Source organism: Microcystis sp. LE18-22.4A (assembly GCF_027531105.1).
GTDB lineage: Bacteria > Cyanobacteriota > Cyanobacteriia > Cyanobacteriales > Microcystaceae > Microcystis > Microcystis aeruginosa.
In genome coordinates this window covers 1-7,042 of sequence record NZ_JAPZRB010000625.1, presented here as the reverse complement: position 1 = coordinate 7,042, position 7,042 = coordinate 1, and the positions used below count along the sequence as shown (strand labels likewise).

The following is a 7,042-nucleotide window of genomic DNA, read 5'->3' as shown; positions in this document are numbered from 1 at the left end:
TAGCACTTAACGCTCTTAACCAGGAATCCACTTACCGACGTAGTCTGGCACAAAAAAGTAAACGGGCGGCCATGGATAATAACTATATGATGGCTGTGCTGAAAGCCTTTTGTCAAGCCTAATTGAGATGCTCTTACCCTGTACACAGAAGCAGAACCTCTCTATCTAGAAGCGATTAATATTGCTACCCAAGCATTAGGGGAAAATCACCCCCATACCTAAACCGTTTATCGGAATTATCTGAGGATGCTGTCTTATCTATGATTGGAATGATTGAATGATGGACTGTGATTAGGGAGCTAGTATAAGAGTGGATTAGAGATGAAGATTGATTGAATGAACCAATCCTAGTTAAGACCGTTGGAAAAGAGGGTTTGTAGGCGCACGGATTTTCCATTATGAATATAATATCATGTCAAGTCGCCTTTGTCAAGAGAAAATTTGACAACATCCAGATTTAGTAAAACCTAGTTAGACGGCAGAAATTTCCGCTTTAACTTCAAGCTAACAATCCGTCCTCACGCACCACCATCGACTGTGGTTGATGTAATCATCTGATGGACTGATTACTGATTACTACTCACTGATTACTGATTACTGCTCACTGATCACTGATAATAACCCTTGACCACCAAAACGGACAACATCGGTACAAAATAACCCCGTTTCCTCCTGCACAGCTTCTATAGCTTTAACTGCCGCCTCCGTACTAAGATGAAAAGTATTTAAACTAATCCCTTTTACCTTCACCTCCCCGAAACTTCCCCCGGCGCTGGCAGTCATTTCGTAGAGTTTAATCACTTCTGTTAGGGGAGGGATGAGAATATCGGGTAAATCATTGATATGAATTTGTCCAGCGCGATGGACGAGAATTAACCCCGTTGGTTGACTGCCACGCATTAAGGGCAAGGTAGCAGTGGATCCAGGGTGTAATAGGGAGCCTTGACCCTCAATAAACAGAATATCGTTATTTTCTGCTGATTCTAACACCAAAGCCTCGATCGCACCAGCAGCATAATCGACGCGCACTGCATCCAAGGGTACACCCTTCCCCGCGATCATAATTCCCCCCTGTCCAGTGGCTAAAAATTGCGATTTTAGCCCTTTTTCTGGGGCAACCCGATGTAATTCGATGCTAGTGGACATTTTGCCCACACTCATATCCGTGCCTACGGTTAAAATACGCTGACAGGTTAAATTTTTCGCCCGCGCTTGCCCAATTTTTAAGTCTTGGGGTTCCAGACGGATATCCCAAATCCATTGATCTGGTTTAAGCTGAGGAAAAAGGGGTTTTAGGGGTGTATGGAGACCATTAACGAGGGATAACCCTGCATTTACCCCCTCTTTGATTTCTTCTAGCCAATGGGGGGGTAAAATGCCTCCTGAGGGTGCGATGCCAATTAACAGGGTATCGGGATGAGAGGTTAAAGCTTCCTTAACACTAGCAACAATCGGCAAGGGGCGATCGATTCCGGCCACTTCTTTTAAGGTGCTGCCGGCGCTTTCTGCGTCAATAATCGCCACTACCTGCGCTTTTCCGTAACGCAGATAACTTAATCCGGTTTTGCCGCGAGTTCCTTTGATTCCTTCATGGAGAAGAATCGCTACTTTCTTGTCAGGAGTCAAATAATTAGTCATCTTTTATCCGTAAACTAACACCCAAACCGGGTGAATTATTTGGTTGTAAACGTCCCTTTTCCAAGCTTAAACCCGTAAAGGGATCATCGCGTAAATTTAAATGACTATCTAGGTCAAGATAGTTGACAAGCGGGCCAAGATGTGCTAGGGCAGTATTGGCTAAACTGCTATCAGAGTAACATCCGAACATAATTTGCAGTCGGCAAGCTTGGGCAATATGAATCATTCTCTGCACTTCTGCTAATCCACCAGCTTTCATTAGTTTAATATTAATGCCGTGGACTCGATCGGCCAGTTTCGGGATATCTTGACTAGAAAAACAGCTTTCATCGACGAAGATAGGTAGGGGCGATTTTTGGTATAAATCAATTAAATCTCGTTCTTGTCCGACGGATAGGGGTTGTTCCACATAAATAACGCCTTTTTCCTCTAACCATTGGCACATTTTCACCGCATCGCTAAATTTCCAACCACCATTAGCATCGACAGTTAGGGGCAAATGGGGGACAATTTCTTTAATAGCTAGAATTATGGCTCGATCGGCTTCTATACCGTCCGGTGAGCCTAATTTGACTTTTAATAAGCTAAAATCGCCGATTTCTAGCCAATCTAACAGCCTTTTCTGCACATTTTCTGGAGAATTTAAACCGATAGTAACAGAAACCGGCGGAATTAAAGAGCGATCGAGTCCAAAAATTTGCCAGAGAGGTAAATTAGCTTTTTTGCCTAACCAGTCGTGCAGTGCCGTATCAATAGCGGCACGAGTAGCCGAAGATATCTGATTTTGCCATAAAATTTTCTCAATTTCTTGGCGTTGACAGGGGTGAAAAGATTGTAAAATAGGAGCGATCGAGTTTAATTCTTGCAGGATTTTATCGGGTTTTTTCTCCTCGCTGGTAATATCAAAAGGGGATGCCTCTCCCCACCCTTCGATATTTTCCTCGCTAATTTTCAGCCAGATATTAGTATTTTCGCTGGTAGTGCCGCGACTAATCCTTAAAGGTACTCGTTTATGAATAGTAAAAGTTTGCCAGTTTAGCAGCATAATTCACCTCGGGATGATCGGGGAATAGGAACAGAAAAATTATCTACACTTACCCAAATCCTTACTTCTGTCCACTCTCCCCGCAATCATACAACTTCCGGCGGTGTTTTTCGTCAAAGACAAAATATGATAGGCTAACCGAAGGTGTAAGCAAGACGGCTGCGGGTTAGGAAATTGGGATGAAAAAGGAGTGAGTTAACCAAAATCAATGATTAAGAAAAAGATTTCTTACTGGGTAAATGGAGGTATTGCCCTCATTGATCGCTATCTGATCAGCCAACTACTACCCCCATTTTTATTTAGTGTTGGTTTATTTGCCTCTTTGGGAGTAGCGATTGGCAATCTTTCCGATTTGGCTAATCAGGTAGTTGATGCCAATCTACCCCTCGCTTCAGCCCTAGAAATTCTCCTGTTAAAAGTGCCAGAATTTGTCACTTATTCCCTGCCGGTTTCTCTTTTGCTGGCCACTTTAATCACCTACGGTCGTTTAAGTAGTGATAGTGAAACCGTTGCCCTGCAAAGCTGTGGAGTCACTCTTTATCGTCTTTTTATACCCACTTTTTGCCTGAGTTTAATAGTTACAGTTGTGACATTTTTATTAAATGAATATGTGGTTCCAAATGCTAATTATCGAGCCACAGGAATTTTAGTGCAGAAAATTAATAAAGAAGCAAGTTTTTGGAAAAACAAAGATTTTTATTATCCCGATTATGAAATAAAAACCCTAGAAAATGGTACGATTAATCGCAATTTAATAAGTTTATTTTATGCCGAACAATTCGACGGTGAAAAGATGAAAACCGTCACCGTTATCCGTTGGCTAAAACAAGAATTAAATCAAATTATTATCGCCGATTCGGCCCGTTGGAATGCCGTCGATAACGTCTGGGACTTTTTTAACGGCATTATCTATGAATTAACCCCCCCTAACGCCTCCTATAGCCAAGTTATCCCCTTTAAAGCCGAAAAAATCGCTTTATCTCGCTCCGCTTTCGATTTTGCTCGTCAAAGCCGCGATCCCTACGAGATGAACATACCACAGGCGATCGAATATGTGCAACTGCTCAAACTCAGTGGCGATGATAAGAGAGTCAGGTTTTTTCAAGTGCGAATCCAGCAAAAAATCGCCTTTCCCTTTGTCTGTATCGTCTTTGCTACCATAGGTTGTGCCTTGGGTTCTCTACCGCAAAGAATCGGTCGGGGAACCAGTTTCGGTCTCAGTGTCGCCATTGTTTTCCTCTATTATCTTTTAAACTTCTTAGTCGGCAGCTTGGGACTAACCGCCACCCTTTCCCCCTTCCTAGCTGCCTGGCTGCCTAACTTTTTCGGTTTTGGGTTAGGTCTGTGGTTATTATGGCGACTTAACGGTTAGACTTTTTTGAAAATTTTCGTCAAGATAGGAGACGTAGAGTTATAGCAGGCCCCTTAGTCTATGTTTCCCTTCTTCTTTAACACTTGTGGCAGCACTTCCCGCCAAGAATGTCAAGAGCGTAAATTAACATTCCTCAAATGGATGCGCGATGACCTCGAAACCCGTCTAGCGGGATTAAATGCCGCTATCGAAACTATCGAGCGTCAAATCAGTCGGGAAGGTCAATAAACCCTGAAAATAGGCGAGTTTTCCCCTCGCCTTCTCCCCACAATTAGCTAAGAGAGATAACTTGACAGTTGTATTCGCCAAGAGGGATAATAGAAGTTTGTGTGAACTTTAGCTAGACTAAAATACCTTGGCTAACGTTATTGTGATCGGCGCTCAGTGGGGCGACGAAGGAAAAGGAAAAATCACGGATCTGCTGAGTCGATCGGCGGATGTGGTGGTGCGTTCTCAAGGTGGCGTAAATGCGGGTCATACCGTCGTCGTCGATGATCAAACGTTCAAACTCCATCTAATTCCCTCTGGGATTCTCTACCCAGATACGGAATGTATAATCGGCTCAGGAACAGTCATAGATCCCTCGGTGTTACTCAAAGAGATGGCGCAATTACACGCCCTCAATGTCACCACCGACAATCTCTATATCTCGCAAACGGCTCATGTCACTATGCCCTATCATCGGCTGCTCGATCAAGCATCCGAGGAAAAACGGGGTAAATATAAAATCGGCACCACGGGAAGGGGGATCGGCCCCACCTATGCCGACAAATCCGAGCGCATCGGCATTCGAGTCATCGACTTGATGAATACCGAGAATCTGCGGCAAAAACTAGAATGGACGATCAATTATAAAAACGTCATTTTAGAAAAGTTATATAACTTACCGCCTTTAGATGCGAAGACGGTGATCGAGGAATATCTAGAATATGCCGAGATACTGCGTCCCCATGTGGTCGATAGTTCCCTAAAAATCTACGAAGCAATCCGCAAGCGTAAGAATATTCTTTTTGAAGGGGCCCAAGGCACCTTACTCGACCTCGATCACGGAACCTATCCCTACGTTACCTCCTCCAATCCGATCGCCGGCGGTGCTTGTGTGGGCTCTGGCATCGGTCCGACGGTAATCGATCGAGTGATCGGTGTGGCCAAAGCTTACACCACTAGGGTAGGTGAAGGTCCATTTCCCACGGAATTAGAGGGGGAGATCGAGCAGTTATTGTGCGATCGCGGGGCGGAATTCGGGACCACCACCGGCCGTCGTCGTCGTTGCGGTTGGTTTGATGCGGTTATCGGTCGTTACGCGGTGCGAATCAATGGTTTAGACTGTCTAGCGATCACCAAATTAGATGTTCTCGATACCCTAGAGGAAATCAAAGTCTGTGTCGCCTACCAATTGGACGGCCAAACCTGTCGCCATTTACCCAGCAGTGCCGGGGAATTCGCCCGTTGTCAACCGATTTACCGAACGATGCCAGGGTGGCAACAACCCACCAGCGATTGTCGGAGTCTGGAAGACCTACCCAAACAGGCCCTCGATTATCTAAAATTCCTGGGGGCGATCATGGAAGTACCGATCGCTATTATCTCCCTAGGAGCTAGTCGCGACCAAACTATCATCGTTGAAGACCCCATTCACGGTCCAAAACGCGCTCTTTTGGACGAAAATGGCTCACCTTGGGATAATCACGAATTTTAAATCATTGCTAAAGAGGATTAGTCAACTATGCAAGTTAGCGTTGAATGTCAAAAAAGACCCGAAAATATTAACCCCAGGGCCCTACGTCGTCAGGGTTTGATCCCGGCGGTTCTCTACGGCCACAGCGGCACGGAATCGGTTTCCCTCGTGGTGGGAGAAAAAGCGGCCTTAACCCTGCTCAAAAAGGCCTCGGTGAATAATACCCTGGTGGATGTTAATGTCCCCGAAATGCCCTGGACGGGAAAAGCTTTGATCCAAGAGGTACAATCTCATCCTTGGAAAAGAAATCTCTATCACCTCAGTTTCTTCTCGGTGTCTGCCCACGGTAAGCTCGATATCGTTGTTCCGATTAAAGCCATGGGAGAAGCGATCGGAACTAAACAGGGCGGTTTAATCGAACAGTTCGTCAACGAAGTTAATGTCTCCTGTATTGCCGATAATATCCCAGAAGTGATCGAATTTGATGTGTCGGGGATCGGTGTGGGGCAATCCCTGCTCGTGGGTGATTTGAAAATGCCAGAAGGGGTGACTTTAAAAGATGATCCCCATACCACCGTTTTTGCCATTGTTGCCGCTAAACGGTAAATTCAGTGATCGGTGGTCGGGTGATCGGGTTTTGGGGTGATAGGGTGATGAGACAGCTTCCCCCTCCCCAACCCCCACTCTGGCATAACTGCTACTGCATACTTTGTGCTTTTTGTCAAAAAAACTTTTTCTTGGCAATAAAACTACACAAAAAAAAGATCATCGTTGTGGGTGAAATTGACTAATTTACCTGTCTTAATTAGGATCACCCTGTAGGTGTGGCGAGGGTTTCAAGCATTGCTGTCCAAAAAAGCACAGGGTAAGCCACTATGAAATTCTATCAAATCGCTGTAACCATTGCAACATCGTTGTTAAATAAAAATCTTTCTCAATTAATTCTTAAGAATTTGTAAATATTGCTAAATGTTAATTTAAATATTCTCAAGTTTTTGGAGTCAATAAATAATTTTTGCTTATCTTTGGCGCACATTGGGTTAGAAGTCGGGAGTTAGTATTCAGTTATCAGTCATCAGTTATCAGTGTCAGCTTTTTTCTCCCCTCTCCCCTCTCCTCTCTCCCCTGCTCCCATCTACTGGGGGGTTATATCGTGAAAACGCTCAAATAATGGGACTTAGGCGTTTTCGGTCAGCAAAAAAGGCTCAAACCATTACGGGACAAAGGGTTAACCTCGATTTATGATTTTCCTTGATCTATCTGGGTTTCAGCGATTTTGGGCTTCTCGAAGTAAATCCCAAGCGGGGAT

Annotated in this window: 7 protein-coding genes; 5 read left to right on the top strand and 2 right to left on the bottom strand. The window is 44.5% G+C overall.

The window, feature by feature from the left end; all coding sequences use genetic code 11:
- Nucleotides 1-138: 138 nt before the first annotated feature.
- Nucleotides 139-222 (top strand): tetratricopeptide repeat protein, encoded by an 84-nt coding sequence (locus O9295_RS28020; protein ID WP_502846526.1) that lies wholly within the window; start codon nt 139-141, stop codon nt 220-222.
- 372 nt (nt 223-594) lie between these two features.
- On the opposite strand, the gene O9295_RS26705 is transcribed toward O9295_RS28020, so the two are convergent.
- Together O9295_RS26705 and O9295_RS26700 are read right to left on the bottom strand one after the other, a co-directional pair.
- Nucleotides 595-1,638: an N-acetyltransferase DgcN family protein gene (locus O9295_RS26705; RefSeq protein WP_288036290.1), complete on the bottom strand. Its 1,044-nt coding sequence runs from the start codon at nt 1,636-1,638 to the stop codon at nt 595-597.
- Nucleotides 1,631-2,683, bottom strand: a complete 1,053-nt coding sequence (locus O9295_RS26700; protein ID WP_288036289.1) for a dipeptide epimerase — start codon at nt 2,681-2,683, stop codon at nt 1,631-1,633. Before O9295_RS26700 ends, O9295_RS26705 begins: the two co-directional genes overlap by 8 nt.
- Nucleotides 2,684-2,891: 208 nt before the next feature.
- Here O9295_RS26700 and O9295_RS26695 point away from each other — a divergent pair, with 208 nt between their 5' ends.
- The 4 genes from O9295_RS26695 (at nt 2,892) to O9295_RS26680 (ending at nt 6,339) form a co-directional block, all read left to right on the top strand.
- A complete protein-coding gene (locus O9295_RS26695) occupies nt 2,892-4,055 on the top strand; it encodes an LptF/LptG family permease (RefSeq protein ID WP_288036287.1) in 1,164 nt (387 codons plus the stop codon).
- A gap of 60 nt (nt 4,056-4,115) precedes the next feature.
- A complete protein-coding gene (locus O9295_RS26690; protein WP_002759244.1) occupies nt 4,116-4,283 on the top strand; it encodes a hypothetical protein in 168 nt (55 codons plus the stop codon).
- A gap of 127 nt (nt 4,284-4,410) precedes the next feature.
- Nucleotides 4,411-5,754 carry an adenylosuccinate synthase gene (locus O9295_RS26685; RefSeq protein ID WP_147069371.1) on the top strand — a complete coding sequence of 448 codons (1,344 nt, stop codon included), beginning with the start codon at nt 4,411-4,413 and terminating at the stop codon, nt 5,752-5,754.
- Nucleotides 5,755-5,781: 27 nt separating this feature from the next.
- Nucleotides 5,782-6,339: a 50S ribosomal protein L25/general stress protein Ctc gene (locus O9295_RS26680; RefSeq protein ID WP_190720183.1), complete on the top strand. Its 558-nt coding sequence runs from the start codon at nt 5,782-5,784 to the stop codon at nt 6,337-6,339.
- Nucleotides 6,340-7,042: the final 703 nt, after the last annotated feature.